The organism is Blautia pseudococcoides, from assembly GCF_001689125.2.
In the GTDB taxonomy this organism is placed as follows: Bacteria; Bacillota; Clostridia; order Lachnospirales; family Lachnospiraceae; genus Blautia; species Blautia pseudococcoides.
The window spans coordinates 732,068-758,268 of the sequence record NZ_CP015405.2 but is presented as its reverse complement, the minus strand read 5'-3'; the positions used below and the strand labels follow the sequence as shown (position 1 = coordinate 758,268).

21 protein-coding genes are annotated in these 26,201 nt (G+C 48.1%); 8 read left to right on the top strand and 13 right to left on the bottom strand.

The window, feature by feature from the left end:
* Nucleotides 1-43: 43 nt before the first annotated feature.
* Nucleotides 44-4,333 carry a discoidin domain-containing protein gene (locus tag A4V09_RS03455; RefSeq protein WP_065541114.1) on the bottom strand — a complete coding sequence of 1,430 codons (4,290 nt, stop codon included), beginning with the start codon at nt 4,331-4,333 and terminating at the stop codon, nt 44-46.
* A gap of 328 nt (nt 4,334-4,661) precedes the next feature.
* Between A4V09_RS03455 and A4V09_RS03450 the strand changes: the two genes are divergently transcribed.
* Entirely contained in the window at nt 4,662-6,047 is a 1,386-nt protein-coding gene (locus tag A4V09_RS03450) for an MATE family efflux transporter (RefSeq protein ID WP_065541113.1), read from the top strand.
* 15 nt (nt 6,048-6,062) lie between these two features.
* Here the strand turns inward: A4V09_RS03450 and A4V09_RS03445 are convergent, their stop codons facing one another.
* Nucleotides 6,063-6,995: an AraC family transcriptional regulator gene (locus tag A4V09_RS03445; protein ID WP_065541112.1), complete on the bottom strand. Its 933-nt coding sequence runs from the start codon at nt 6,993-6,995 to the stop codon at nt 6,063-6,065.
* Between the two features lie 146 nt (nt 6,996-7,141).
* Between A4V09_RS03445 and A4V09_RS03440 the strand changes: the two genes are divergently transcribed.
* A complete protein-coding gene (locus A4V09_RS03440; protein WP_065541111.1) occupies nt 7,142-9,151 on the top strand; it encodes a right-handed parallel beta-helix repeat-containing protein in 2,010 nt (669 codons plus the stop codon).
* Nucleotides 9,152-9,185: 34 nt separating this feature from the next.
* Here the strand turns inward: A4V09_RS03440 and A4V09_RS03435 are convergent, their stop codons facing one another.
* The 4 genes from A4V09_RS03435 to A4V09_RS03420 all read right to left on the bottom strand — a co-directional run bounded on the left by A4V09_RS03435 (nt 9,186) and on the right by A4V09_RS03420 (nt 12,001).
* On the bottom strand, nt 9,186-10,085 hold the full coding sequence (locus tag A4V09_RS03435) for a PHP domain-containing protein (RefSeq protein ID WP_065541110.1): 900 nt from the start codon (nt 10,083-10,085) through the stop codon (nt 9,186-9,188).
* Complete coding sequence (locus A4V09_RS03430) at nt 10,072-10,296, bottom strand: hypothetical protein (RefSeq protein WP_065541109.1); 225 nt, start codon at nt 10,294-10,296, stop codon at nt 10,072-10,074. Before A4V09_RS03430 ends, A4V09_RS03435 begins: the two co-directional genes overlap by 14 nt.
* Complete coding sequence (locus A4V09_RS03425; RefSeq protein ID WP_242963937.1) at nt 10,293-11,351, bottom strand: ROK family protein; 1,059 nt, start codon at nt 11,349-11,351, stop codon at nt 10,293-10,295. Before A4V09_RS03425 ends, A4V09_RS03430 begins: the two co-directional genes overlap by 4 nt.
* Nucleotides 11,352-11,449: 98 nt before the next feature.
* Nucleotides 11,450-12,001, bottom strand: a complete 552-nt coding sequence (locus A4V09_RS03420; RefSeq protein WP_065541108.1) for a DUF2284 domain-containing protein — start codon at nt 11,999-12,001, stop codon at nt 11,450-11,452.
* Nucleotides 12,002-12,072: 71 nt separating this feature from the next.
* Between A4V09_RS03420 and A4V09_RS03415 the strand changes: the two genes are divergently transcribed.
* Entirely contained in the window at nt 12,073-12,546 is a 474-nt protein-coding gene (locus A4V09_RS03415) for a manganese catalase family protein (RefSeq protein WP_084043422.1), read from the top strand.
* A complete protein-coding gene (locus A4V09_RS03410; RefSeq protein ID WP_084043421.1) occupies nt 12,543-13,052 on the top strand; it encodes a superoxide dismutase family protein in 510 nt (169 codons plus the stop codon). The genes A4V09_RS03415 and A4V09_RS03410 overlap by 4 nt, the downstream gene beginning before the upstream one ends.
* Before the next feature lie 84 nt (nt 13,053-13,136).
* On the opposite strand, the gene A4V09_RS03405 is transcribed toward A4V09_RS03410, so the two are convergent.
* Complete coding sequence (locus A4V09_RS03405; RefSeq protein WP_084043420.1) at nt 13,137-13,886, bottom strand: NifB/NifX family molybdenum-iron cluster-binding protein; 750 nt, start codon at nt 13,884-13,886, stop codon at nt 13,137-13,139.
* Between the two features lie 91 nt (nt 13,887-13,977).
* Nucleotides 13,978-15,162, bottom strand: a complete 1,185-nt coding sequence (locus A4V09_RS03400; protein WP_065541106.1) for an iron-containing alcohol dehydrogenase — start codon at nt 15,160-15,162, stop codon at nt 13,978-13,980.
* A gap of 206 nt (nt 15,163-15,368) precedes the next feature.
* On the opposite strand from A4V09_RS03400, the gene A4V09_RS03395 reads away from it, so the two are divergent.
* A complete protein-coding gene (locus A4V09_RS03395; RefSeq protein WP_065541105.1) occupies nt 15,369-16,493 on the top strand; it encodes an aldo/keto reductase in 1,125 nt (374 codons plus the stop codon).
* A 54-nt stretch (nt 16,494-16,547) separates the two neighbouring features.
* Nucleotides 16,548-17,504 carry an alpha/beta hydrolase gene (locus A4V09_RS03390; protein ID WP_065541104.1) on the top strand — a complete coding sequence of 319 codons (957 nt, stop codon included), beginning with the start codon at nt 16,548-16,550 and terminating at the stop codon, nt 17,502-17,504.
* 92 nt (nt 17,505-17,596) lie between these two features.
* On the opposite strand, the gene A4V09_RS03385 is transcribed toward A4V09_RS03390, so the two are convergent.
* On the bottom strand, nt 17,597-19,972 hold the full coding sequence (locus A4V09_RS03385) for a glycoside hydrolase family 31 protein (protein WP_065541103.1): 2,376 nt from the start codon (nt 19,970-19,972) through the stop codon (nt 17,597-17,599).
* A gap of 332 nt (nt 19,973-20,304) precedes the next feature.
* On the opposite strand from A4V09_RS03385, the gene A4V09_RS03380 reads away from it, so the two are divergent.
* Together A4V09_RS03380 and A4V09_RS03375 are read left to right on the top strand one after the other, a co-directional pair.
* A complete protein-coding gene (locus tag A4V09_RS03380; RefSeq protein WP_065544614.1) occupies nt 20,305-21,894 on the top strand; it encodes a DEAD/DEAH box helicase in 1,590 nt (529 codons plus the stop codon).
* A gap of 159 nt (nt 21,895-22,053) precedes the next feature.
* Nucleotides 22,054-22,911 carry a hypothetical protein gene (locus A4V09_RS03375; RefSeq protein ID WP_065541102.1) on the top strand — a complete coding sequence of 286 codons (858 nt, stop codon included), beginning with the start codon at nt 22,054-22,056 and terminating at the stop codon, nt 22,909-22,911.
* A 101-nt stretch (nt 22,912-23,012) separates the two neighbouring features.
* Here A4V09_RS03375 and A4V09_RS03370 read toward each other — a convergent pair whose 3' ends face one another.
* The 4 genes from A4V09_RS03370 to A4V09_RS03355 all read right to left on the bottom strand — a co-directional run bounded on the left by A4V09_RS03370 (nt 23,013) and on the right by A4V09_RS03355 (nt 26,115).
* Nucleotides 23,013-23,621 (bottom strand): peptidylprolyl isomerase, encoded by a 609-nt coding sequence (locus tag A4V09_RS03370; protein ID WP_065544613.1) that lies wholly within the window; start codon nt 23,619-23,621, stop codon nt 23,013-23,015.
* A gap of 109 nt (nt 23,622-23,730) precedes the next feature.
* The gene (locus A4V09_RS03365; RefSeq protein WP_065541101.1) at nt 23,731-24,186 is read right to left on the bottom strand and encodes a GyrI-like domain-containing protein; all 456 of its coding nucleotides are present in this window, start codon (nt 24,184-24,186) and stop codon (nt 23,731-23,733) included.
* A 181-nt stretch (nt 24,187-24,367) separates the two neighbouring features.
* Nucleotides 24,368-25,300: a helix-turn-helix transcriptional regulator gene (locus A4V09_RS03360; protein ID WP_065541100.1), complete on the bottom strand. Its 933-nt coding sequence runs from the start codon at nt 25,298-25,300 to the stop codon at nt 24,368-24,370.
* Nucleotides 25,301-25,323: 23 nt separating this feature from the next.
* Nucleotides 25,324-26,115, bottom strand: a complete 792-nt coding sequence (locus A4V09_RS03355; RefSeq protein WP_065541099.1) for a nitroreductase family protein — start codon at nt 26,113-26,115, stop codon at nt 25,324-25,326.
* Nucleotides 26,116-26,201: the final 86 nt, after the last annotated feature.

Genomic DNA, 26,201 nt, shown 5'->3' with positions numbered 1-26,201 from the left:
AGGTTTAAATTTATTTAATAGTGCTCATTGTCTTCCTGCCGCCCTACTTGTTTCTTTTTCTTCTGGATGCCAAAAGATAGGTGATCCCGGCAAGAGCAATCCCTCCAGTTCCTATAAACAGAACAACGGGGGTGGAATCTCCTGTTTTAACACTGCCTGTTTTTGTCTTAGCTGCATTTCCCACTTTAGCCTTTGGACTCTTCTTATTCCCTGTGTCTGTGCCGTTATTCGTATTTTTTTCCTTATCAGATGACTCTTTCTTGTCTGCCGTCTTCAAACCTTTCACTGCTTTATCAAGAGCATCCGCGGCGGTATTGACTTCTTCCTGGGATGCCTCTTCGGAGGCCAGCAGACTTTTTGCCGATTCCATTGCTGCCTGCAGTGCCTTCCAGGATTCTTCTGTAAAGTCTTCCTTATTAAGCTTAGACGCTGCATTGAACAATTGCTGCAGACTGCTCTTATCCACAATCTGAAGCTGCTCTGCTTTTACAAGGCCTTTGATCGCTGTGAAAAGTGCGTCTTTTGCACGGTCGATTTCCGCCTGACTGGCATCTTCTTTCTGAAGCACCACACCGGCCTGCTCTTTTGCCGTCTTAAATGCTTCCCAGCTCTCTTTTGTGTAATTCTCCTCCAGATATCCTGCACACACATCGTACACATTCTGAAGGGGGGTCTTATCTGCCTGTTTTGCATCCTCCTCTTCCCTTACCAGTTCTTTTGCCGCCTGAAGAAGTGCGTTTGCTGCTTCATCTGCCTTCTGCTGGTCAGCCAGCTCAGAATCCAGGACCATTTTGGCTGCTTCCTGCGCCTTTACAAGATTTTCCCAGCTTTCTGCTGTATAATCATTTTCTGACAGAATGCCTGTCATCTCATAGAGATTCTGCAGCCCTGTCTTGTCCGCCAGATTTTCCTTCTGGATCTTCACCAGGCCTTTCATGGCGCTGTAAAGTTCCGCGGCAGCAGCATCTATCTCTGCCTGGCTTATATCCGCTGCCGTATCCCCGGATTCCTCCTTTGCTGCTACAGTTTCTGTAACTGAAAGCTTCTGAAGAAGTGCCTCTGCTGTCTGCTTTTTCTCAGAATAAATACTCCAGTTGTCCTGTGTATAATTTTCCTTTCTGTACTGTATACAAAGCTCCAGAAGGTTGGAGAGCCCTATAGTTGTTTGTCCTTCAGCTATTTCCTGAAGTTCCAGCCCAGCCACTGCATCTGTCACTGCCTCTGCTGCCCTATCCACATCTGCCTGAACAGCCGAGTCATTTTCCAGGACTTTCTGCATATTGTCAAAAGCTGCCTGACAGATATCCCTGGTTTCTCTTGTATAAATGCTTAAATCCTTTTCCTCAAATATGGAAGCGAGAGCCTGCAGATCGGTTTTATCCGCCTTTGTGGAAGCAGTCAGCTTTCCTGCTGCCTCCAAAATTGCATTGGCGGCTTCATCCACAGATACCTGTGTGTATTCTCCCTGTTCCAGAAGATTTACGGCTGCTGAAAGTGTCTGCGCAAAGGCAGCCCAGCTTTCTGCAGTATAATCTTCCGGATTCTTGTTCTTATTCAGACCGATCAAGGTTTCCAAAACATCTGTGTGTACGGATTTATCAGCTCTTAAGTTCAGTACAGCCTCTACCAATGAATTTTTCGCATTCTTCACCATTTCCGCATCTGCTTCCTCATTTCTGATGACTGCGTCTGCCTGGTCAAGGGCTTCCTGAAAAGCCCGCCAGCTCTCCTCTGTATATTTCTCGGATTCTTTGTCCTTGTTTGCTTCATACAGACGGATAAGTTCTCCCTTGTCGGGTTTTTCACCTGACTTTGCAATACCCAAAAATGTAATGACTGCCCCTTGATCGGTGGAAGCGTAGACATTAAGCTGTACCTCTGTCTTTTCCTCAAGGGTGAGCCTGCCGCTGCCTATTGCATTGGGGCTGTAGCCATTTCCCACTGACAGTCCTTCCGCGATCATAACGGACTGTGGCTCACCGGCTGCTGTTGTATAAACAGCTTCAAAATTACTGGTACGCGGGCCTGACCACCACTCATGAGACTGCACTGTAATATCATATTCCCCTGCATCTAATGTAAATTTGTAGGCATAGCCTTTCTCTTTTCCTGCTGCATTGACTCCATAGTATCCGGTAGTGTATTTATCAGCATGTTCCCCTGTCTTTGCGCCATCATATCCACTTAAAATACCCCAGCCGCTCTCCTCAGAATAGGTCTGGTCAGACACCTGATTCTTCATCACGGTTCCTGACGCAGCTACTGCATTGAATGCCCCGGAGCCTGTTTCCTGTGTACCGCAGTCAATAAAATAGATCAGGTTATCCGGAATCACTTCCACACTGCAGCTTACTTTCAAACCCGTATTTCTCACCACTCCCTCAACAGAAACTGTGCTGTAAGGGGAGGTGAACTGTTCTTTTGAAATATTCCAGTCAATCTCTGCCTCTGCAGACAGACCTTCCTGTGTCTCCACCATCACTACAGGTGCCAATGCCGGAAGTGTGCCCGCTGCGGTTGCCGTGTCACTGACCGCTCCTGTCACTTTCACCGGAGTCCCGGCACCCCTTTTCAACCCCTCGTATGCAGTCTTTAACGCTTTTACAGCATCTTCGTATTCCGACTCTGCCGCTTCCCCTTTTTCCAGGATTTCTTTTGCTTTCTTCAGTGCTTTTTGAAATTCTTTATAGGAGGCTCTGGTGTAATAGCCCTGCTCAACAGATTTGTACTGTTCATATAAAATATCCAGGACTTTATGGGAAGCCGTTTTTTGAGAGGCATAGACTTCCACCTCTACCAGTCCCGCTGCCCAGGCCGCGCCATTGCCATTATGGGCATTGACCACATTGTCGACGACCAGCCTCACATAACGGTAGGACCCGCTTACAGGATTGCTTCTAAAGGCGGCAGTTGTATTGGATGACTCATCCAAGATCTGTTCCCAGTTTACTTTGTCATTGCTTCCCTCCACACGGTACTGGTAATAAGTCTCAGAGCCGTTGCACAGACGTGTGGAAAGGTCAAATCTATTTAGATCATATACCTCTTCCAGATCAATAGTGTAGGAAAAGGGCACGGATGCAGGCGCAAAATAGTTGCTGTTCCCCCATTCTGAGGTAGTGTCACGAATGCCGTCCACAGCCTGTTCTACCGGATGAGCATCACTACCTGCCACGCTGGCCTCCACGGTTTTTCCCTGTGATACCAGTTCGCTGTCCGGAAGCTCAACTTTGCCGCTTCCTGCATTGAATGACCACGCATCCACATAATCCATGGATGCGGTAACCCCCTCCTCCCCGGCTTCTATATTGAGCGGAAGCCATACGAATGTGGATTTTCCCAACGCACCGGGATTCCAGCGGTCACCCATATAAATGTACTGTCCATCTCCAATCGAGGCGATATTGGTTGGCTGACTGTAAAAGGTTGAATTGTTTCCAATGGTTTTCAGTTCATCTGCCGGTGTCCATCCGTTGGGATCTGTGATATCTTTTGTATACCCGTACATGGACTGATTGGGATACCAGCCGGACTGGCCTGAAGTCACCAGCACGTAATAATCGGCGGATTTTACAAGGGCAGGGGCCTCCCTTCCTGCTCCGATCCAGAACTGGTAACTCTCCTCAGGAATTACATCCATACAATCCTGGGTCAGCTTATAGAGTGCCATATTATGACCATTGGCGGAAATCAGATACGCCTGGTTATGTACCGTTCCATCCGCATCGGTTTCCGTATCATTGTAAATAGTCATATCCAGGGAACGGTTGGTAGTTATCTCATATTCACCGGTCTCCGCATTATACGTTTTGGACTTGGGATTGAAGCGGTTTACAAATTCGTAATCACCGTTGACCGTATCACATTTGGCTACGATCAATTTTGATTCGCCATAATCTTTGCCGTTTTCCCAATGTGCCCACAGTACAAATTCCGAGCCATTAAAAATCAGTTTCGGACGCTCTATGGTACAGAAGCCTATGGTACCGTCATCATCCGGCGTATCCGGTGTCAGAATCATGTTCTCAAATTTCCAGTCTGCCAGGTCTGAGGATGAATAAAGGGCAATGCCGCTGAAATTGGCGTTCTCCTTGTACTCCCCTACCCAGTAATATCTGCCCTCATACTCCAGGATATTGCCGCCGTGCCCCTGAATGTTCTCTCCACGGTCATCATACCACAATGCCCCGTTCACAATGGTGTTCTGCTCCGTCTGTTCTGCATCCGCCTGCACCGGAACTGTCATTCCGCCGCCTGAGAATACTACACAGACCGCCAGCAGGGCACTCAGGAATTTTGAGTGCCGCTTTCTCTTCGCCTTTGTCTGTTCCATAACTTCCTCCTTAAAAATTTATTCAAGCACATCCTGTCCCAAGGCCTCAGATGACCGGATGATCACTTGCTATGTACAATATGGGATATGTCCATATGAAATCGGTTTCATTATTTACACAAAATATTATAAGAATTTATAAGATATTACCTGGTATTTCTGCATTTTATTTCCGAATTATTTTTGAAACCCATTTCATATAAAATTATACTATCCCACGCAATTTCTTGTCAAGCTTCTTTATGCAATATAACCCCTTTTTTAAATTTAATATTGGATTTTTCCTCAAAATCGCTTAAAATAAAACCAGAAAGGATGGAGTTATTTTATGGAGAACACACAACAGATAAAGGAAAACCCTTTGGGATGCAGTCCCATTGGTAAATTACTGCCCAAATTCGCAGTGCCGGCCATTATCAGTATGCTGGTAAATGCACTGTATAACATTGTGGACCAGATCTTCATCGGACAGGGTGTCGGTATGTACGGAAACGCCGCGACCAATGTGGCTTTCCCTATCACCACCATAACCACGGCGATCGCTCTCCTTATAGGAATCGGAGGGGCATCCAACTTTAATCTGGAACTTGGCCGCAAGCATGAAGAAAAAGCAAAGCATATTGCAGGCGCCGGGTTTGGCAGTCTGATACTGTGCGGCATTGTCCTGATAATCATTATCCGCCTGTTTTTGAAACCGCTGATTCTGGCCTTCGGAGCTACCCCCAAGGTTCTGCCTTATGCCATGACTTATGTGGGAATCACTACCTGGGGTATCCCCTTTTTTATGCTGACAACCGGAGGCAATCATTTAATCCGGGCAGACGGCAGTCCCACATATTCCATGATCTCCATGGTCTCCGGGGCACTGATCAACACAGTGCTGGATCCTCTGTTTATCTTTACCTTTGGCTGGGGGATCGCCGGTGCTGCATGGGCAACCGTGATCGGTCAGGTTTTTTCAGCCTGTATGGTCCTCTTCTATCTTCCGCAGTATAAGACCGTACATTTGAAGCTGAAGACTCTCATTCCCAGGATGTCCTGTGTGCAGGCCATCGCCTCCCTTGGAATGGCCTCCTGCTTCAACCAGCTGGCGCTCACTGTGGTACAGATAACCATGAACAATGTCCTGCGCCACTTTGGTTCACATTCCGTTTACGGAAGCGACATTCCTCTGGCTGTGGTAGGGATTGTGGCCAAAGTAAACATGGTGTTTCTGTCCATTGTCATTGGGATCGCACAAGGGTCCCAGCCTATTGTGGGGTTCAATTACGGAGCAAAAAACTATACCCGTGTAAAAAAGACCTATCTGTGTGCTGCCGGAACTGCAACTATACTGGCTGTTGCCGCCTTTCTATGTTTCCAGCTTTTCCCCCGGCAGATAGTGGGACTTTTCGGTTCCGGAGATAAACTCTATTATCAATTTGCCCAGAAGTATTTCCGCATTTTTATGTTCTGCACTTTTTTAAACGGCTTACAGCCGGTGACAGCAAACTTTTTTACCTCCATCGGCAAAGCTGCCAGGGGTATTGTGCTCTCCATGACCAGGCAGATCCTGTTTCTGATTCCGCTGATCCTGATCTTCCCGCTCTTTATGGGAATTGACGGAGTCATGTATGCAGGTCCTATCGCGGATGGGGCTGCCGGTATTCTGGCTGTTCTTCTGGTCCGGAAAGAGATAAAGCGGATGCCTGCGGACGGGGAACTGCCAGCATGAGAAACATACGGCTGATCAAGTATCCTGTACCGGTCGGTCACTCTTGTCAACATTGAGCTTTTTGTACTGTTTCGGCGTTATATGGTGATACTGCTTAAAAATTTTCCCAAAGTAGCTGCTGGTCCCAAAGCCGGTCTCCACAGCAACCTCCAGGACACTTTTATCCGTATAGCGCAGAAGCTCCTGCGCCTTCTGAAGGCGCAGGGAAACCATAAATTCCCCAGGTGTCTCCCCAAGACTTGTCTGGAACAGACGGTAGCACTCCCGCTGGCTGATATGTATACTGGACGCAATGTCCTCTACTGTTATCTTCTCATTGTAATGTTCCTGGATATAGGATAGCATCTGTTTGATCCGTTCGTCCTCCAGGGTATTGTACCCTGTTCCCTTCTTATTCTCATCCATAGCCCAGGAATACACAATCTCCCAGAGTTCTGAAAAAAGACTTCTTAGGCGCAGTTCAAAAAAACGCTCCCCTTTGATGCTCAGCTCTGCGCCTTCTCTCATTTTTTCCAGAAATCTGGCGCTCCCCGCATCAGAACAGTAAAGCGGCACTGCATCAAGCTGTCTCTGTTCCAGCACCGGAGCAATGTACTTAATGTCCAGTATACTTCCGGAAGCACCCGCCAGAAAAGACCGGTCAAAGAACTGGGACTGCAGTCTCACATCCTCCACAGGCTTTAGGGGATGAAGATAATGCAGGACACCGGAATTGATAAATATCCCGTCTCCTTCATGCAGTATAAATTCGTGATGATTGGTTTTATACTGCATACTTCCCCCTAAAATATGCCCGAACTCAAATTCATCATGCCAATGCCAGGGAATATCCCCAAAGAAATACGCCTCCGGCCTTGGCACATACAATCCATAGTGAAGCATCTGGTTTTGAAACACGATTTTCTCTTTTTTTCTTCCGTCTATATCAAATTTTCTAAATTGTACCATAGGCCCCTCCGTAAATGGCAGGATTTTTATATTTTCAGGCAGTATGATTATTTTTATATACCTAAATCCACAGTATAATTATATTATTGCGAGACCAAAAAGGTCAATAGAAAATACGCTTAACACGATCAAAGGAGGATACACCTATGATTTATTATGTAGCCGCAAATGCTCCGAGAAACGGATGCGGTACAAAAGAAAAACCGTTCCAGACCATCAGCGAGGCAGCTAAAATCGCTTGTGCAGGCGATGAAGTTCTGGTAGCTCCCGGTATCTACCGGGAATATGTAAATCCGGCAAACGGCGGTACCGATGACCAGAACCGCATTGTATACCGCTCTGAGGAGCCGATGGCCGCTGTCATAACCGGCGCGGAACCTGTAAAAAACTGGACGCAGTACCAAGGCAATGTATGGATGGCCCGCATCCCTAATGGAATCTTCGGCAGCTACAATCCCTACACCACAGTGATCGCCGGTGACTGGTACCGCGCTCTGGAACCAGTCCATACCGGAGAAGTGTACATAAACGGCAAATCCATGTACGAGACATTTTCTCTGGAAGACGTGGCAAACCCAACAGTATACAAAGGCTCCTGGGACCCGGATTTTACCCTCTACAAATGGTATACCGAACAGGACGGTGCCTTCACGGTGATCTACGCCAATTTCCAGGGCGCTGACCCTAATGAGGAAACTGTAGAGATCAATGTGCGCCGGAACTGTTTCTATCCGGATAAGACAGGTGTAAATCACATCACCCTGTCCGGATTTACCGTAAAACAGGCAGCTACTACCTGGGCACCGCCCACTGCTTACCAGGAAGGCATGATCGGCCCTCACTGGTCAAAAGGCTGGATCATCGAGGACTGTGAAGTCTCTGATTCCAAATGCTCCGGTATTTCCCTTGGAAAATATCTGCAGCCCAACAATGAAAACAAGTGGACCACCAAATTCTATAAAGACGGCACCCAGACAGAACGTGATGCTATCTGCCAGGCACAGACAGAGGGTTGGACCAAAGAGAACATCGGCTCTCACACAGTCCGCCGCTGTAACATCCACGACTGTGGGCAGACCGGTATTGTAGGACATTTAGGCGGTGTGTTCTCTGTCATAGAGGACAACCATATTCACCATATCAATAACAAACAGGACCTGGCCGGTGCGGAAATCGGCGGTATCAAAATGCATGCTGCCATTGATGTGATCATCCGCCGCAACCATTTCCACCACTGCACCCGTGGTCTGTGGCTTGACTGGCAGGCACAGGGAACCCGTGTCACACAAAACCTGTTCCACGACAATGTTCCGCCAAAAGGTACGGAGATCGCCAATGGGCTGGCTCTGGCTGAGGACATTTTTATTGAGGTTTCCCATGGTCCCACACTGGTTGACAACAACCTGCTCCTGTCCGACTGCGCATGCCGCATCAGCACACAGGGCACTGCTCTTGTGCACAACCTGATCGCAGGCTCCTTTACCTGGGTAGGCGCCGGAGTGGATAACGGCGGACAATATCTGCCTACCCCAAGATATACACCATACCACGTTCCCCACCGCACAGAGGTTGCCGGTTTCATGACCATCCTCCACGGTGATGCACGCTTCTACAACAACATATTTGTACAGAAGGATATCCGCCGGGACCTGGCTGCCTATGCAGAGGCTGAAGGCATGGGAACCATGGATAAATACCAGTTTATCTGCGGTACGAAACCGTACGACGGATATCCCACGGCAGAGACATACTTTGGTCGTTTCAACGCAGAGACTGCTGTGGACCACGACAACAAAGACATCTATTATGACCATCTTCCCATCTACACCGGAGGCAATGTATACTTTAATGGCGCTAAACCGTGTGATGCAGAGGAAAATTATAAAGTGGATGAGGAAAACAAGATCACACTGGAATTGAAAGAAGAAGGCGGCGAATACCGCCTGGAGACGAATCTGTATGAATTCCTGCCAAAATTTGAGACCCCGTTTGTGAGCACGGAATTGCTGGGAGAGGCTTTTGAGCCGGAACAGAAATTTGAAGCGCCTGACGGAACTCCTATTGTGTTTGACCAGGATTATTTTGGTAAAAAACGTGATATGATGCCTCTTGCAGGACCTTTTGCCTGCGGATGTGAAGCAGAGGATGTATTATAAGCAATTCCCGCTCCTGACCGGGCAGCCTGTTCTTTTATAGAACAGGCTGCCTCAGTAAGGGGCTTTTTTTCATTTCTGACAGGAGTTTTTCGTCACTCCACAGGGCGTTGTGACCTCCCAGCCTGATATTTGGCTTATGTCTGCCATGAAAATCACTGCCGCAGGTAGCAAGAAGACCACCCTGTATGGCAGCTTCCAGATAATGCGCCGCTTCTGCCCTGCTGTGATAAGAAGAAAATGCCTCAATCCCGTCAATCTTCTCCTCTATTATTCTATCCAACAGTTCATCATCCCCTTTCAGATTCTGGCCCGGATGTGCAAGAACCGCCATGCCGCCGGCGCTGTGTATCAGAGATGCAGCATCTGGAAGGGAAAGATAAGAGATTTCCACATAGGCAGGCTTTCCTTTGGAGAAAAAATCCCAGTAGAACCGCACATTGGGCATATCACTTTTCTGTCCGCCGGGAAGATAAGGCACCAGTCTCTCATCTCTCTCTGCGTCCTCCCGGCCCAGGACATAAGCAGCGATCTGCTCTCCTGTCACAACACCACTCTCTGATTCTGCAAGAATTTTATCTGCATCAACATAAATGCCGGACGCCTTTGAAAACAGCCTGATTTTTTCCTCTGCTGCCCTTCTCTCCTGGCTGAGGATATCCTGTTCTATCTCCCAAAATTCCTCCCGGGACGCATTAATGCCATATCCCAAAAGGTGAAAATTATGCCCCCTGTACACACAGTCCAGCTCCACACCGGATATGACACGGACAGAAACAGCCTCCTCCATAGCTTTTGGCACGCCGCGGACAGAATTATGGTCTGTAACGGCAATCCACTCCATCCCTTCGGCCTCACACTGTCTGACAATCTCTCCTGGAGAAAATTCTCCGTCATCACTGAACTTGGTATGGATATGGAAATCAACCTTTGACATGGACACACACCTCCCTTTTTCCCTGCAGGTGATGATAAATCACCTGCAGAAGCAAAATACCCGCTGTGGATATCAGATACAGACCACGTATCCCGTTCATAGCGGCAGCAGATCTCACGGCATCACCTGACTCCTGAATGCCTTTTACGGCCCCACCGATCATTGGCCCCAAAATCGGCCTGGTATGGAGGATTTTCTTTCTCTTACTCATAAACATGGCTGCTCTTTTATAAACTGTACCTCGTCGAACATTTTCCCGGCGGTAAGACTTGCCATACCGTCAAAATAATCCTGCCACACATCCGGAGAATAGAGGATCTCAGGCAGAAGATGCTTCGGCAGAAAGGCGGAAAGCCCATCACCAACAGGCCCGATACAGTTCTTCCGCAGACTGGGACCGCCAAGGACCACATACTGCGGATTCAGAATTCCGCAGATAAAACTGATGACTTGGACCACCAGATTGACATATCTGACAGCCTCCATAGGTTCTGCCATACACGCATCCAGCGTCTTTCCGTGTTCCATGGGCAGCAGTCCCAGCTCCCCGGCAAAATTATTATTTCCGCGGACAACCCTGCCCCCTGAGATAAAGCCCGCGCTTACACAGCCCTTTTCAAAATAGAGAAATGCCATATTCACGTTATTCGGATTCTCACATAGAAACTCTTTTGCGTAACACCGCCCGAATCCGAAGGCAGTGGCATTTAAGTCATTTTCCAGCACTACCGGTATTTTGTACCGTTTTTCAAGGTTGTCACCTATATTTATTTTATATAATTTCCCGTCAGTCTCATTGGTTCTCCAGTACCCTCCCCCTTCCACTGCACCGGGCACGCCAATGCCTATGGACTTGAGTTCTCTTTTTTTGACCTGCTCATCCAGCCAGGCGGTGACGGCGCTCTCAAAATCACCGTTGGCCGCCTCCAGCCTTGTTTTTTCCACGATCTCGCCGCAGACATTGATCAACAAACCGTAGATCTGGTCTCCTGTGATACAGAAAGCTGCACCGTAATACCGATGGGGCCTGAATCCATAGCGCTCCGCTTTTCTTCCTCCGCTGGACTCATCGTATCCAATACTCTCAATTTCTCCGTTCTGCATCATTTCAGACAACAGGGAGCGGACTGTGGTGGAACTGATCTTTGTCTCATAGGCAATCTCTGCCCTGGTGGCAGTTCCTTTTGCTTTCAGAACTTTCCGTATGAGGGAAAGATTTGCCTGTTTTAATACTTTTGGTCTGGCAGTCAGAGTGTCCATATGCATTCTACTTTACACTCTTATCAGATACTTTTATAAGTTTATGATAGAAGCGTATAACAAACGACATTCTTTGTCAAGTTCCCTTTTTACCCATTTGCAGTTTACTTTAAAAGCCCGCACACCAGCACAAAATAATGGGGCAGCTTCCCCTCTTCCATCCATTCCAGCTCGATTCCCATGAGCTTACTGAGTGTGAGCCCCACATTGCCTCCCATGGATTCTATGGAATAACGCATCTTTTCCGGAAAACGACATGCTTTTTTATCCGGTCTGGTACAGTTTCCTTGACACAAATCGCAGGAACCTGCTGACAGGCTGATACTTCCCGGATATTCCTTTTCTTTTTCCCAGAGTATTTCCGATAACTTTCCCTTCTCCACACGGAGGGACTGCCCAAGGATCTCGTCCTGCTCCTCCTTTGTAAATGCCTTTCCTGCAAAATCCTCGTCAAATATTATTTTAACGGCGGTCAGTTCCAGATTCTTGTATTTTCTCCAGTATGACAAAACATCAAAATCGTAAGACGGGCAGGACCATACCGTATCGTAATTCGGACATGCTCTGCAGCACTCTAGAAACGTGACCACATCCACATAACCTTCTATGTAGTCTTCCACCGGTACCACTGCTGTGTAAGTTTCTGTTTTGTACATATCATACTCCTCCTTTTTTCTTATAGTATAACACTTCCGTACAGGCAGCACCACGTTAATCATTACTTCACGTGTACAATACCGATAACGATACAGGTACAGAGGAACTGGCTCACATGGAAATGGTATCCACCATTGTACACCAGCTCACCCGCAACCTTTCCATGGAAGAAATAGAAAAGTCCGGTCTTGGCCCCTATTATATCGACCATACCGTAGGCATCTGGCCGCAGGCTGCCGGAGGTATCCCCTTTAATGCCTGTGAGTTCCAGTCAAAAGGAGATCCCATCACAGATTTATTTGAAGATATGGCTGCTGAACAGAAAGCACGCTCCACTTACGACAACATACTCCGTGTCATCAAAGACCCGGATGTTATAGACCCCATCCGATTCCTGCGTGAAAGAGAAGTTGTGCATTTCCAGCGTTTCGGTGAAACCCTACGTTCCGTACAGGAAGAACTGGACTTTAAGAACTTCTATGCCTTTAACCCCAGCTTTGACATGCCCGCCAAATGCAGCTGCGATCCGGGATGCAGCAAATGACATATATGCGCCGGGAATTATTAGAAGCCATGCAAAAGGTAGTCACCACTGCACCGGAAGCCTATTCCTTTGTATACGGAGGAAAGAGATACCCCAATATCAAAGGTTTCGTATACTTTTTCCCGCTGTGGGGCGGTACGGTTGTCCTTGCCGACATTGCCGGACTTCCCACTTCGGAAGCTGCCTGTCAGGAAAAAGTCTTTGCCTTTCACATTCATGAAGGCTCTTCCTGCGAAGAAAACGCAGAGGGGGATTATCCTCTTACCGGCAGCCATTTAAATCCCAAAGATTGTCCGCACCCGGAACATGCCGGGGATTTACCTCCGCTCTTTGAAAATGACGGGTATGCGCTTTCTATGTTCTATACAAACCGGTTCGTTCCGGAAGAAATCATAGGCCGGACGGTAATCATCCATGAAAAACCTGATGACTTTAAAACACAGCCATCAGGGGATTCCGGCAGCAAAATCGCGTGTGGGGAAATAAAAAGCAATCTGGAAGATTAAAAAACGGCTTTTTATCCCATAAAAACGGCATCGGCAGATGAACCTTCACCTGCCGATGCCGTTTCTTTTGCAGTTATAACCGTATTAATTCCCGCAGTGATGGCCGCACTCATGGGTATGTTCCCCACAGTTACTGCCCTCATGTCCGTGACCGTGATGTGCACAGACTGTATCCGGGTCATAATTCAGGCTTCCGGCCAAAAATGCTTCCACCTGTGCATCCGCATCTCCGCACGCTCCCGGATAAAGCTGGATTCCCGCCTCCGCCAGCGCATTCCTTGCACCACCGCCGATACCTCCGCAGATGAGCACCTGTGCACCGCACTGGTTCAGAAATCCTGCCAGCGCACCGTGTCCGCTGCCATTGGTATCAATCACCTCAGATGACACGATCTTTCCATCCTCCACCTCATATACCTTGAACTGCTCTGTGTGTCCAAAATGCTGAAATACCTCTCCATTGTCATATGTCACTGCAATTTTCATGTTTGAATCTCCTCTCCTGATTGATGAAACGCACCCGTTCTGCCGACGGCCATCCTGCCCGCAGATCCTATAGCTTCCGCCGCTGATCTCCAGAGAAGACGCCTCCACCAAAAAACGTGCCAGTTTCTTCCTGGCCTCTGCATAAACTGCCTGCACAGTAGCTCTCCCTACTTCCATCTGCACCGCACATTCTTCCTGGGTATACCCCAAATAATCAATGAGCCGAATCGTCTCATACTCATCAACCGTCATCCGAATCCGATGCGCAGGTTCACCCCCCTCACCCGGCACAAACAACCCGCACCCCGGCAGTCTGCAAATCCTCTTTTCCTTACTAGGCCTGGACATCTCCTCACCTCCCAACAACACTCCGCCTTCTCAATGCATTTTTATTAACATATGCCCATTATATCACATTATTAACATAAGTCAACTATATTCACATATGATTCGCCCTCCTCAATATCTCATACACATCCCCCTGATGCAATTCCTTAAACTTCGCCACACAAAACGTATCCTTCCCCGTCGCCCTCTCAGCCATATCCACCAACGCATCCTCCGCCAGCACTCCCGCATCCAGTTCTCCCAGACACACAGGCATATTCAAACTTTTAAAATATCCCACAGTCCTCCTGATCCCCTCTTTAGCCGCCTCCACATCATCATCCTCCTGCACGCCCCACACCTTTCTTGCATACTGAGCAAACCGTGCCGGTTCTTCCATATACACATACTCTGCCCATGCCTCCCAGACAGCAGACAGACTGGCCCCGTGAGCCACATCATATTTTGCACTGAGCTCATGCCCTATTTTATGAGGCGCGAAATCCTTTTCTGCCCCAAGTCCTGTGATCCCATTATGGGACAGGCTGCTGCACCACATCAGCTCACTCATGGCCTCATAATCCGTCTGGTCCCCCCAGGCCTTTCTTCCATTTTCAATCACAGTCCTCAGAAGTGCTTCCGCAATCTCATCTGTCATCCGGTTTCCCTTTGTATGGGTAAAATACCGGTCCAGCGTATGCATCATAATATCCACAATACCGCATGTCACCTGATATTTCGGCAGCGTGTAAGTAAGCTCCGGATTCATAACAGCAAATTTCACCCTGTTAAAATCCGTGCTCAATCCCTGCTTCCTTCCAATCGCTTCATTCGTCAGCACCGCGGAGTCGCTCATCTCACTGCCCGCGGCCGCAATGGTCAGGACAACCCCCACCGGAAGACTTTTTGTCAGCGGCACCTTCTGCGTCCAGATATCCCAAAGTGCAGTTCCCGGGTTTGCTGTTCCGTGCGCAATACCTTTTGCCGTGTCAATGGAACTTCCCCCACCTACAGCCAAAATAAAATCCGCTCCAAAAGAAACCGCAGCCTCCACACCTGCCTCCGCAAAAGACAGTCTGGGATTTGGCTTAACCCCGCCCCACTCTTTGAAGGCGATCCCCGCATCCGCAAGTTCCCCCTCAATGGTGTCCAACAGACCACTCTTTTTTACACTGCCACTCCCATAGACAAGAAGCACCCGGCTGCCGCCCCACTTCCTCACTTCCGCTGCTGTCTTCTTCTCCGCATCTTTTCCAAACACCACTTCTGTAGGCGCATAATAAATAAATTCCTGCATATCATTTACTCTCCTTTTTAGCATTTACAGACAGCTGTCTGTCTTTTCTCCAGTATACTTTATTTTCTCATCCATTTCCATGAAAAAGATATGGGCATGGCCTAATAATTCAGGAAATCTCTTGTCATCTCCCTGCATAGAATGATAAAATAGATATCAGCTACTAATTAAATTATTTTGACTGAAATAGAGGAGGTTTTTACACAATGGAATACCGTAAATTTGAGAATCTGGGTGTATCCCCATCCCTTCTGGGCTTTGGATGTATGCGCTTTCCGCAGACAGCAGACGGAAATATCGACGAGGCTAAAGCCGAGAGCATGCTGGACCGTGCATTGAAGGCCGGAGTCACATACATAGATACCGCCTATCCGTACCACAACGGGGACAGTGAACCATTTGTGGGCAGGGTCCTGAAAAAATATGACCGTAAAAGTTTCTATCTGGCAACCAAGCTGCCTGTATGGAACGTGAAAACCCTGGATGACGCAAAACGGATTTTCCAGGAACAGCTTGACCGTCTGGAAGTGGATTACGTGGACTTCTATCTGCTTCACTGCCTGGATAAGGAAAAATGGCAGAACGTTCTGGATCTGGGGATCATTCCTTATATGGAAGAAATGAAAAAACAAGGAAAAATTAAATTCTTCGGTTTCTCCTTCCACGATGATTTTGAAACTTTTAAAACCATAGCCACTTACCGCAAATGGGATTTCTGCCAGATTCAGTACAACTATGTTGACACAGATATCCAGGCCGGAGACAAAGGCTATGAACTGACAGAGGAACTGGGCATTCCGCTGGTGATCATGGAACCGGTCAAAGGCGGTTCTCTTGCCACTTTGCCGGACGCAGTGACAGAACCCTTCAAAGATTACAAACCAAACGCCAGCATTTCCTCCTGGGCTCTCCGCTGGGTGGCCAGCAAACCCAATGTCAAAGTTGTATTAAGCGGTATGACTACAATGGAGCAGGTGGAAGACAATCTGAACACATTTGAGAACTTCACACCTCTCAACCTGAAAGAGAAGGAAATTGTAGCTGATGTAGCTTCTGCCATCAAACAGCGGACGAAAAACGGCTGCACCGGATGCGCTTACTGTATGCCATGTCCTTTTGGCGTCAATATTCCACAGAATTTCCGCATCTGGAATGATCTGTCCATGTATGAAAATAAAGAGCAGGCAAAACGTGCCTACTTTAATGACCTGGCAGAGGATGCCCGTGCTGACCAGTGCCAGAAATGCGGCAAGTGCGAGGAGGTCTGTCCCCAGGCAATGTCCATCCGGGATGATTTGGAACGCGTAAAAGAAACCATGGAGAAACTCTGACCGCAAAGATACAGAACCGTTACACACCGGAAAGGTATAAAGGAGCATTGACACATGAAGGAAAAATTATCTTCCAAAACTTTAAAACATGCTGCGATCGCAGGAGCAGGTGTCTGCGTGGGCGCATCTTATGTACTCACCAGTTTTCTGCGCCGCTTTGCTCTCTCCCGTACATTTCCCATGTACCGGACCGAGCGGAAAAACGCAGACAAGCCTGATCCCTTAGGTGATTTTCTCCGTCCCGGTAAGGAGTGGATCAAAAAAGAGGCCTCCCCGGTGACACTCATTAACCGGGACGGCATGAAGCTGAACGGGCTTTTTCTTCCATCCATACAGGCGGGAAGCACACGCTATGTGATTCTCTGTCACGGTTACCGCAACAACTGCTGCGAACTGGGCGTGTACGCCAGACATTTCTGGCACAGGGGATATTCTGTCCTTCTGCCTGACGCCAGAGGCCACGGGGACAGCGAGGGCAAATACATTGGCATGGGATGGCAGGAGCGAAAAGATGTGCTGGAATGGGTTGATTTTCTCCGCCAGAAAGACCCGAAATCCCAGATTGTCCTGATGGGTATTTCCATGGGTGCCGCCACAGTCATGATGACTTCCGGCGAGAATCTGCCGTCTAATGTTAAAGCCATCATTGAGGACTGTGGATATACCAGTGTCTGGGAAGAATTCAGCGTGCAGATCCGTAATTATTTCCATCTGCCGGCCTTTCCCTTTTTGCACCTGTCCTCCCTTGCTTCCAGGATCCGTTACGGTTTCTCCTTCAAGGAAGCCAGCGCCATACGGCAGGTGGCAAAATGCAACCGCCCCATTCTTTTTATACACGGGTCAAAGGACGCGTTTGTTCCATTCTACATGCTGAACAAGCTGTACCATGCAGCCAAATGTGAAAAAGAAAAACTGGTTATAGACGGCGCGGGCCACGCGCTTTCCTGTGCCACTGACCCCAAACTGTATTTCCGCACGGTAGACCGTTTTCTGGACAAATATATCATATAAGGTAAGGAAGTAAGCAGAAATGCTGCCGCACAGCGTCAAAAACCACTGTACGGCAGCATTTCATTTTATAAATAAACAAGCATGTATTCTTCTCAGCACGCTGTCAGCACTTCTGTAACTGCGCAAAGCAGCGCCTCATCCAGTTCCATGGCAAAGAGTGCGGGAACCGCCTTCTCACCAAGCTCCTCCACGGTTTTCAGCACAGCTTCCTTCAAGTCATAAGCGATCTGTGCACGCTCCAGGATCTCATATACAAATTGGGTCATGTGATTTTCAGCCGTTAAAAGCCCTTCTTCAAACTGCACCTCAAGTGCACTGGTCACCGGAATATCCGCTGTCCGGACAGTGAGGGTACATGCAGCGGCATCATAAGACTGCTCTGCTGCCACGTTTAGTCCCTCTGCCTGCACTTTGACAGTAGCATTCTCCACCCCTCTGAAATGCAGGGTCCATGTTCTTTTTCCCGGCAGTACGGAAATATTTCCCTGGGCAGCAGAGACGAAAAAGCCTTCCTTGTTCTTTAGTGTCAATTTCGTGCAGACCCAGTTTTCATCTGCATCCTCCAGGGAATCTCCCTCATCCTCCCAGAGAGAAAAACAGTTGTCAGCTCCCGGAAAAACGTAAATCTCCATTTTTTCAGGATTGCTCAGGTCATTCATCTGCTCCGGCAGCTCCTGCATAGGTACAATGGCTCCTGCACGGGCAAACACAGGCATCTCCTCCACACTTCTCCAGACGGAAAGAAGACGTCCGCCTTCATAGCGGCGTCCTGTAAAGAAATCAAACCAGGTGCCTTTCGGAAGCCATGCCTTTGCACATCCCATACAGGTACAGGGATCTGCAGGGTCTGTTATGGGCACTGCAATCAGCTCTGTCCCGAAATAATATTCATTTGGCACATCATAGGTTTCCTCCCGCTCCGGCTCCAGCCAGTACATAGGGCGCACCAGAGGCTGCCCGTCCCTGCTGGCATAACGGTTCATGGTGTACAGATACGGCACCATTTTATGGCGCAGACGCAGGAACTCTTCCATAACACTCTGGGTTATCTTATTATATTTCCATGGTTCCTTTCCGTTGAAAGGATTATCTGTGCTGTGCAGACGGTTTAAAGGTGAAAAGACACCTAACTGCACCCATCTGGCTGTCATCTCATCATCCCGGACACCGTGCATATGGCCTCCGATATCATGGCTCCACCATCCGTATCCCGCATTGCTGGCAGTGGCTGTAAAATAGGGCTGGAATTTCAGGCTGTCCCAGGTGATCACCGTATCTCCTGAAAATCCAATGGGATACCTGTGGCTTCCGATTCCGGCATATCTGGAAAAGGTAAGACGCCGCTTCCCTCTCCTGGCACTGTCCAGATAATGAAAATGGTTCAGCATCCACAGCGGGTCTAATCCCGGAATCTTTGTGACAGTTCCCTGCTGCCAGTCCAGCCACCAAAAATCCACACCTTCATCCTCCAGGGGATGATGCAGTTCTTCAAAATACACCTCCAGAAAATGTCTGTCCGTCACATCGAACTGCACCGGTTCCTGGCTGTCCGGATTTATTCCCATACGCTTTGCCACCCGCTCATAGGCCTCCTCATAGGCGCGGACCCCGTCTGCAGGATGCACATTCAGCGTGATCTTCATATTTCTGCCATGCAGCCAGTCCATAAACTCACCGGGGTCCGGAAAAAAATCACGGTTCCATGTATAACCCGTCCATCCGCTCCCGTATTTTGGATCAATATCCACCAGATGCCAGTCCATATCCACCACTGCCACAGAAAACGGAATCCGCTCCTGCTCAAAGCGCTCCATCAGCTCCTTGTATTCCTTCTCCGTATATCTGTGATAACGGCTCCACCAGTTTCCAAATACCCAGCGGGGAAGAAGCGGTGTCTTTCCGCAAAGGTAATATAAATCTTTTACTGCCTCCTGATACCTGTGTCCGTAACCAAAGAAATAGAAATCTATACTGTCTTTCGGACGCACTTCCACCCATCCGTTCTCTGTAATGGCCATGCTGCTGCTGTCATCCACAATGGAAAATCCATTTCTTGACACTACACCGCTCTCTAAGGGAATGGCGCCGTCCGCCTCATCAAGGGTACGGGCTGTTCCGCCTAAGTCCTTCACCGGGTCCCCGTAATGCCAGTTTGTCTCATTGGATCTTCCGCCGGTCACTTTAATGAACAGACCGTTTGGGGCAAACTCCCTCTTGTTGTATGTCATCTCCAGGGCACTGGTAAAAAGTCTCAGCTCCTCCGCTGTCTCTGTTACTTTGAAAGCAGGTACCGGAAAATCCCGGTTCAGGACTGTCTGGGTGGCCCTGTCCTCAAAAACACCCTCTCTGCTGTATTCCAGACGCAAAAGGGATTCTGTCAAAACCGTAATTCTGTAATTTTCCCCCTGAATCATACTTGCCTTTGCCGCCATTGGCCTTGCATCCAGCTTCTCATTTATTCCGTTCATGTCTGTACCTCTCCTGTTTGTAATTAATTTTCACCGAAGCCTCGCCTTCGCTTTCTTTCATTGTAATTGTTTTGTATAATACCCGCAAAGGTTTTTTAAGAAAACCTCACATTTTTATGCAATATTATTATTTTTGCCATTTTATCCTGTCGATATCTTCTAATTGACATTAGTTTCTGATTCTGGTATGATAGAAGCTGCTGATTGTGTATAAGAGGGTGCCGCGATAAGCATTTACATCGCTTATGCGGCGCCTATTTTTGATGACCGCAAGCGGTCCTATTTTTGAAGGATTCGGGGCAGTCCCCCGACAGAAAGGATTTTTATTTTATATGGAAACAATGAAATTTGAAGAATTGGGATTATTTCCTGAAATTGAAAAAGCAGTGAGTTACATGGGATTTGAGGAGGCCTCCCCCATTCAGGCCAAAGCAATTCCTGCTATGATAAGCGGTCGTGACATTATCGGCCAGGCACAGACCGGAACAGGAAAAACCGCAGCTTTTGGTATCCCTCTTTTGCAGAAGATAGATATTAAGGACAAAAAACTTCAGGCCATTGTACTCTGCCCCACAAGAGAGCTGGCCATACAGGTAGCGGACGAAATCCGTAACCTGGCAAAATACCTGCACGGCATCAAGGTGCTCCCCATCTATGGCGGTCAGGATATTGTAAAACAGATTCGTTCCCTAAAAAGTGGAACACAGTTGATCATCGGCACACCGGGCCGTGTCATGGACCATATGCGCAGAAAAACCCTGAAAATGGATGACGTACACACAGTTGTTCTGGATGAGGCGGACGAAATGCTCAACATGGGATTCCGTGAAGATATTGAAACTATTTTAAGCGGTGTTCCAGAGGAACGTCAGACTGTTCTCTTCTCAGCCACCATGCCGAAGCCTATTCTGGAGATCACCAAAAAGTTCCAAAAAGACGCGGAAGTCATCAAGGTGACAAAAAAAGAACTGACCGTTCCCAATATTGAACAGTTCTACTATGACGTAAAACCTAAGAATAAAGAGGAAGTGCTCTCCCGTCTTCTGGACCTCTACTCCCCAAGGCTCTCCGTAGTGTTCTGCAACACCAAAAAACAGGTGGATCTTCTGGTCAATGCCCTGATCGGCAGAGGTTATTTTGCCGCAGGCCTGCACGGAGATATGAAGCAGGCACAGCGTGACCGGGTGATGCAGAGCTTCCGAAAAGGAAGGACTGACATTCTGGTTGCCACAGATGTGGCTGCCCGCGGCATTGATGTGGATGACATTGAGGCAGTATTTAACTACGACCTTCCCCAGGATGACGAGTATTATGTACATCGTATCGGGCGTACGGGACGTGCAGGAAGAGGCGGCCGTGCCTTCACATTTGCCAGCGGAAAGGAACTTTACAAATTAAAAGAGATCCAGCGCTACTGCAAGACTAAAATCTATGCCCAGAAAGTGCCTTCTTTAAATGATGTGGCCAACACCAAGATGGAAAACATTTTGGAAAACGTGGATTCTGTCATTGAAAGAGAAAACCTTTCCCTTATGATCGACGCTATTGATGAAAAAGTCAACAATTCTGACTACACCACCTTAGACCTGGCTGCTGCCCTGCTTAAAATGTATATGGGTATGGTTCAGGAGGAGCCGGATGAGGAAGTGGTTGATTTCGGTGACACTGGTGCGGAGGAGCCCGGAATGGTACGTCTCTTCATCAACATCGGTAAAAAACAGCGTGTCCGCCCCGGTGACATCCTGGGCGCCATTGCCGGTGAAAGCGGAATGCCAGGAAAGCTTATCGGAAGCATTGACATGTTCGATAAATACACCTTTGTAGAAGTTCCGAGAGAATACGCAAAAGACGTACTTAATGCCATGAAGACCGCTAAGATCAAAGGCAACACCATAGCCATTGAGCCTGCCAATCAGAGGTAGTGAACGGTAATACTGTGGTTTACAGGCAGCCCAAGAGGCTATACAACCATCCGTTCTTATGATAAAATATCTGTATCCTGAATGAAATAAGGGGATACAGATATTTTTTTATGCCGAAATACAGCATACATATGCTGCGGCTGATAAGGGGGAACACAAATGAAGAAAAAATTTATAACTTTGATACTGGCAGCACTTCTAGCTTCTTCCATGTTTTTTTCTGTGAGCGGCTGCGGCAATGAAAAAGCCAAAGAGGCTTCTGCTGAGACAGAAACATCCGCGGAAACAAAAAAAGATACCGGGGACAGTGAAGCGGAAAATAATTCCGGCAGCAAAAAAAGCACGACAAAGATACTGGACGGAAAAGGCATTTCTCTGAATAATGATCCAATATCTGCACCTGCGGATTCCGGCCAGGAGGAAACGGCTCCTGCAAAGACACCTGAGACAGAAGTTCCGGACAATACGCAGGAAAACAAGACTACCGAGATGCCTGATCCCCTGACAGGCACAGAGGAACGCCGTGACCTGAGCACAGAGGAACTGGACTATTTTTCCTCCTTCGTAAGCGACATGGAGAATTATGGATTTCTCTGCTCCTCTTACAGCATTCCCCAGGAAGTGGATTTGGATCAGGTATTGTACACCGGTGCAGGCATGGATTTTGAACCGCTTACCTTTGAGGAGAGCGCTGCGCTTCAGGCCGCAAACGGACAGCCGTTTATGACAGACGTGATCCATCTGACTTCACAGCAGATCGAGGAGTTCCTGCAGCGCAAGCTGGGCATCAGCCTGGGAGAAATCCGTAAGTTTAACTGGACTTATCTGGAGCAGTTCGACAGCTACTATGTGGAGCACGGGGATACCAACTGTGTGACCTTTATCTGTACCAGCGGCTGGACAGAGGACGGCATGTATTACCTTGATTGTCAAACCCCGGATGGAACCATGCACACTGCGCTGACGCTTGAAAAAAGCGGTGACACATATCTGTTCCGCTCTAATATTCTGCAGTAATATATACCCGCTGCAAAAAAGCTGCTGTACGGATAGTCATGGAATCTGCTTCCTGACATTCTGTACAGCAGCTTTCTGCCTGTCCGGCAGACTTAAAGTCATTAATCTACCACTTCAATACTTTCAATAACCGGCTGGTTTTCAGGGGCCACACTTCCATTGCTGTCCTCTGTTTTAACATCATCGCAGATTTTGTCCACAATCTCCATCCCTTCTGTCACATGGCCGAACGCGGCGTACTCTTTATCCAGATGCGCAGATGTTTCCTGCACGATAAAAAATTGTGAACTGGCGCTGTCCATATCACTGGAACGGGCCATGGAAATGGTCCCTCTTGTATGTTTTAAAGGATTCTCCACTCCGTTTTTGGCAAATTCTCCTTTAACAGTCTTCTCCGAACCGCCGGTACCGTCGCCGTTTGGGTCACCGCCCTGGATCATGAAACCTTTTATCACCCGGTGAAAGGTTAAGCCATCGTAAAATCCATCCTTTGCCAGATTGATAAAATTTTCCACTGTTAACGGCGCTGCCTGGCTGTCCAGCTCCACAGAGATGGTTCCGTAGTCCTTCACTTTAATTTTCACATGATGCAGGTCCTCCGGGGAAGTCTGACTGACCTGCTCCTCCTCCTGCTGTTGTCCTCCGCAGCCTGTCAGTATAACAGACAATGCTAACGTCACTGCTGCCAGTAAAAAATTCCATTTCTTCATATCTCTCATGCCTTTCCTGTTTTTCTCTGTTCTGTCCGGAAATTTATACTCTCCGGCCGCGTTGTCAGTATATCATATTTTCTGTCTAAGGAAAAGGCTGGGTGTTATATTATCTCAGTCCCACATAAATATGCACTTCCGCGTTCTCCACGTCCTGATTCCTGTATTCTTCAAAGTCGGCGCCAAACGCCCTGTCCAGGTCCATACTCCACAGTTCCTGCCAAAATGCTGCCACTGCCCTCTGCATATGGCCTTTTACCACAAATCTGGCGTATCTCCCGGCCGGGATCTGCCTCTTTTCCATTCCTTTCGGAACATAGTCTCCTGCTGTTGTCTCACATCCCACGGTAAAATCATAGTCATCCAGGACACCGCCCGCATAGTCGGAATAAATCCCAAGAGGCATCCCGCTTCTCTTGTCCGGTACACCCTCATAAATACCCTGGGTAAAAAACTTCTCCCAAAGCCCTCCGATCACTGCTCCCATATGGGGCGCCTGATTATTTGTACGGGTGCTGATACCAATTACAGTTTTCTCTTCCAATTCCACAATTTCATATTCCATTTATAACAGCCTCATCTCTTCATTTTTCCCGTATCCATTCAAAACCATTTACATCCCGGAGCCGTTTCAGGATTTTGCCGCGTACCTGGCAGCCGCCGCCATAAAAAACATTCCGGGGCAATGGCTGTGAATCCGTCACGGGTTAAGGCTACTATAACAAAGGAATCATGACAACTGCCTGTCATGATTCCTCCGGCATATGAATCTCTTTTTTATAACGTCTCTGCATTCTGTCCAGCATCCCGGCCAATTCCTCCCGTATCTGTTGGGGTTCCAGAAGCTCTATCTGTTCTCCAAAACTCAGAAGCCACCCAAATAAACTGTTCCTGTCTGCAAAATCCCATTCAAACAGCAGATATCCGTCCTTCTGCTCTCTTAGGCATGCAATCCCGTATTCCTCGATCAAACGCCATTTCGACTGCGGAGCACAGCGGACCTTCACATGGATGGAAGCGGTATACATGCGCCTTGGGGAACAGTCACAGTCCGGAATCTGCCTTTTTTCAAACTTCACACCCGTATCACAAAGTTTGTCCATACGGTTTAATTTGAACAATCGATAGTCCCCTCTCTGCCCGCAGTATCCCCATACATACCAGGAGGACCACTGGAATATCAGCAGATAGGGTTCTATCTCCCGCTCCCCCTCCCCTTTGGGAGAATAATAGCGGAAGGTTATCAGACGGCAGGCCTCAATGGCATTTTGAATCAGTTCTATCTTGGGCGCCAGGGAAGATTTATACCAGGAGGACAGATCAATTCTGATATGGTCATTGCTGGTCAACACCTCCCGGCTTCCCACAGACAGCTTTTCCATGAGAAGCTGGTACCGGTTAGTCCCCGCCACACTGTCCAGGCTTCTGAGCCCCGCCAGAATAGACTGCATGTCCCTGGAGGTGAGCAGCGTTTTATCCAGACGGTATCCCTCCATAATGGAAATCCCGCCGTTTTGTCCCTGTGTGGTGACAAGAGGGATTCCTGCTTTGCAGATATCCTCCACATCACGGTTGATGGTCCGTCTAGAGACCTCAAATTTTTCTGCCAGATAAGGCGCTGTCACTTTATCCTGCTGCAGCAGAATGGAGAGTATGCCGATCAGCCTGTCTATTTTCATCCCTTTACCTCAGTTCCAACTTTTTATTTCCACAAAATATCTGCCTTTTTCCTGGGGGCAGTGCGTCTGTACTTCACGTCCGGGTATCCCAGCAGCATACAGCAGGAGACTGTCTTTTCTCCTATCCCCAGCCATTCCTGTAAAACAGGGTTTTCCCTGATGACACGCATCATATAACCACTGTAGAGGGCTCCCAGGCCTTTTGCTGCTGCCATGTTCTCTATATTGGCTGCCGCAAGCCCTCCGTCCAGGGGATTTTCGGAGGCAATGACTAAGAATACAGGGGTGTTGAAAAAGAATGTATCCTTCTCCTTATCTCTTTGCCATAATTTATAGAAATAGGAAAATGCCCTGGCATAGTCGGGTCCCGTCTCTCTCAGCGACTGGATGATCCCCGGCATTTCCTGCCAGACAAGATCCTTGAATTCCGAAAGCTGCTTCCTGACCACCACGAAGGTACAGTCCTGCATGTTTTTGGCTGTGGCTGTGTACCGTCCTGCTTCCAAAATTTTTCCTATCACGTCCCTGTCCGGAATCTCCTTCTTAAAGTTACGGACACTTCTGCGAAACTTTACAGCCCTCAAAAAATGCTCCGGACAGACAGAAAACTCTCCTTCCCGGTACGCCTCCACATCCTCCATGTCAAATTCTGGTATAGATACTGCATCTACCGGACAGACTGCAACACAGTGCCCGCACTGGATACAGGAACGGAAAACCTCTGCCTTTCCCTCCTCCAAACGGATGGCACTGCCTGGACAGTCCTTTACACATGCCCCACATCCCACACAAATCTCCTGATCAATAATTACCATAGCGCAATCCTCCTTATCTTTTTGCTTTTTTATACATACCTTCATTTGCGGTCTATCCGGCCAGAAACCCACTGTTAATGCTGTTT

What these genes read in the sequence shown, in the direction of transcription:
- A4V09_RS03455 (WP_065541114.1), bottom strand. Translation starts at nt 4,333, where the DNA reads ATGGAACAGACAAAGGCGAAGAGAAAGCGGCACTCAAAATTCCTGAGT.
- A4V09_RS03450 (WP_065541113.1), top strand. Translation starts at nt 4,662, where the DNA reads ATGGAGAACACACAACAGATAAAGGAAAACCCTTTGGGATGCAGTCCC.
- A4V09_RS03445 (WP_065541112.1), bottom strand. Translation starts at nt 6,995, where the DNA reads ATGGTACAATTTAGAAAATTTGATATAGACGGAAGAAAAAAAGAGAAA.
- A4V09_RS03440 (WP_065541111.1), top strand. Translation starts at nt 7,142, where the DNA reads ATGATTTATTATGTAGCCGCAAATGCTCCGAGAAACGGATGCGGTACA.
- A4V09_RS03435 (WP_065541110.1), bottom strand. Translation starts at nt 10,085, where the DNA reads ATGTCAAAGGTTGATTTCCATATCCATACCAAGTTCAGTGATGACGGA.
- A4V09_RS03430 (WP_065541109.1), bottom strand. Translation starts at nt 10,296, where the DNA reads ATGAGTAAGAGAAAGAAAATCCTCCATACCAGGCCGATTTTGGGGCCA.
- A4V09_RS03425 (WP_242963937.1), bottom strand. Translation starts at nt 11,351, where the DNA reads ATGCATATGGACACTCTGACTGCCAGACCAAAAGTATTAAAACAGGCA.
- A4V09_RS03420 (WP_065541108.1), bottom strand. Translation starts at nt 12,001, where the DNA reads ATGTACAAAACAGAAACTTACACAGCAGTGGTACCGGTGGAAGACTAC.
- A4V09_RS03410 (WP_084043421.1), top strand. Translation starts at nt 12,543, where the DNA reads ATGACATATATGCGCCGGGAATTATTAGAAGCCATGCAAAAGGTAGTC.
- A4V09_RS03405 (WP_084043420.1), bottom strand. Translation starts at nt 13,886, where the DNA reads ATGTCCAGGCCTAGTAAGGAAAAGAGGATTTGCAGACTGCCGGGGTGC.
- A4V09_RS03400 (WP_065541106.1), bottom strand. Translation starts at nt 15,162, where the DNA reads ATGCAGGAATTTATTTATTATGCGCCTACAGAAGTGGTGTTTGGAAAA.
- A4V09_RS03395 (WP_065541105.1), top strand. Translation starts at nt 15,369, where the DNA reads ATGGAATACCGTAAATTTGAGAATCTGGGTGTATCCCCATCCCTTCTG.
- A4V09_RS03390 (WP_065541104.1), top strand. Translation starts at nt 16,548, where the DNA reads ATGAAGGAAAAATTATCTTCCAAAACTTTAAAACATGCTGCGATCGCA.
- A4V09_RS03385 (WP_065541103.1), bottom strand. Translation starts at nt 19,972, where the DNA reads ATGAACGGAATAAATGAGAAGCTGGATGCAAGGCCAATGGCGGCAAAG.
- A4V09_RS03380 (WP_065544614.1), top strand. Translation starts at nt 20,305, where the DNA reads ATGGAAACAATGAAATTTGAAGAATTGGGATTATTTCCTGAAATTGAA.
- A4V09_RS03375 (WP_065541102.1), top strand. Translation starts at nt 22,054, where the DNA reads ATGAAGAAAAAATTTATAACTTTGATACTGGCAGCACTTCTAGCTTCT.
- A4V09_RS03370 (WP_065544613.1), bottom strand. Translation starts at nt 23,621, where the DNA reads ATGAAGAAATGGAATTTTTTACTGGCAGCAGTGACGTTAGCATTGTCT.
- A4V09_RS03365 (WP_065541101.1), bottom strand. Translation starts at nt 24,186, where the DNA reads ATGGAATATGAAATTGTGGAATTGGAAGAGAAAACTGTAATTGGTATC.
- A4V09_RS03360 (WP_065541100.1), bottom strand. Translation starts at nt 25,300, where the DNA reads ATGAAAATAGACAGGCTGATCGGCATACTCTCCATTCTGCTGCAGCAG.
- A4V09_RS03355 (WP_065541099.1), bottom strand. Translation starts at nt 26,115, where the DNA reads ATGGTAATTATTGATCAGGAGATTTGTGTGGGATGTGGGGCATGTGTA.